This is a genomic window from Musicola keenii, from assembly GCF_014855505.1.
Taxonomy (GTDB): domain Bacteria; phylum Pseudomonadota; class Gammaproteobacteria; order Enterobacterales; family Enterobacteriaceae; genus Musicola; species Musicola paradisiaca.
Genome location: NZ_JAAWVW010000052.1, coordinates 1 through 1,414, shown reverse-complemented (window position 1 = coordinate 1,414; position 1,414 = coordinate 1). Strand labels below are relative to the sequence as shown.

At 54.5% G+C, this 1,414-nt stretch carries 1 protein-coding gene; it reads right to left on the bottom strand.

From position 1 onward, the window contains the following. Positions 1-9 precede the first annotated feature (9 nt). Positions 10-1,332 carry an IS4 family transposase gene (locus tag HEP82_RS19770; protein WP_192459606.1) on the bottom strand — a complete coding sequence of 441 codons (1,323 nt, stop codon included), beginning with the start codon at positions 1,330-1,332 and terminating at the stop codon, positions 10-12. Between the last annotated feature and the right edge of the window lie 82 nt (positions 1,333-1,414).

Genomic DNA, 1,414 nt, shown 5'->3' with positions numbered 1-1,414 from the left:
TAATGCCAGTCACTTAAGGTGACTGGCATTGTTTTTAAAAGGGTATTTGGGCTTTTTTTGCCTCACTTCTCTTTCATACTCCCGCTCCCGTCTCGGCGGCAGTTTCAGCATCGCGGCATTGCTGTAGAAGTGCTTCAGGTGTCCCGACACTGCTCCCGGTGAGGACCATGGCAGCCCGATTAACAGCCGCATTATTTCTGCCACCGAACCGCTGAAGCTCAGCTGATACGGCAGATAATCTCCTTTCAGGCTGAACGCCATTTTCACCATCTGATACCGCACCAGGTTGTATGTCAGTAGTATCCCCCACAGCTCCTGTCTCACCATCTCCGGTAATTTACTTCTCAGCGTCCAACGGTTGCCGCACAGGAACTGCTTCGCCTCACGATACCCCAGTTCGATTTCCCACCGGTGTTTGTAGCGTTCTGCTATGTCTGCCGCCGGGTAACGCATCGCGTCCGTCATCGAGGTGACAACCTGACGTTCCACACCGTTAACCTTCCTGCTGATTAACCGGACAGTGAGCTCATCCGGCAGACCTTCCCACTGTTTTCTTGCCTGTGGCGAGGTTTTCAGCGTTATCAGTTCATCCTGCCTGCCCAGTCTGCGTATCACCTCATACTGCGTGCCCTTTTTCAGCGGCAACAACCAGTGGCGGTTCTCACCTGCACTGTGCCAGTCATGCAGCAGGCCTGTTGACCAGAAGCCCCTGTCGAACAACGTCACGCTATTATCCGGTGCCTGCTTTGCCAGTCCTGCCGCCAGCCGCATCTCATTAACGTCATACCGGCCCATCACGCTGGCGCGCAGCAGGTGACTGCTCAGTTCCATCAGACACACCATGCGGACCTGCGGGAAGCCTTTTTCACCGTACTGATTTTCCGCTTTCGCGAAGGCAGCGGCATTTTCCGGTGTGTCGGGCGTTCGCCAGACCACGCCATCAACGGCGTTCAGCGTCAGCCCGTTCCAGAGCGGATGCCGGGCTCCCTCATGCCAGGGCTGTTGTGTCAGTTCGAACAGAACTCTAATGGCATCCTCACCCAGCGTTTTGCGGCGGGCAATGACGGAGCTGGGTGCGGTAAAAGGTCTGCCAGTCCGGTCAGCGATGTCCATCAGATTGACGATATGGGACACAGGCTTGTTGTTGAAAATAGCCATACCTATAACCAGCCAGACCATGGATTCGAGGGGAAGCTTACGCTTACGTAGCGTCACGGTATCCGTGAGGGTAAAGGCCTGCTGAATAAGGTCGGGGGAAAGGAGGTAGGCAAGACTCTGAACTTCATCGGGAGCGGTAAGGTTGATAATGCCGAGGGCCTGTGAAAGTTCCATTAAAAAGGGTCCATGTGAAGACATGAACCCTTTTTACATCAGCCACCGGATCGGTCAACCGATCCTTAAACGATCGGCATTA

Bases quoted from the DNA above. Each gene is read 5' to 3' on its own strand.
- HEP82_RS19770 (WP_192459606.1), bottom strand. From the start codon at position 1,332: ATGGAACTTTCACAGGCCCTCGGCATTATCAACCTTACCGCTCCCGAT.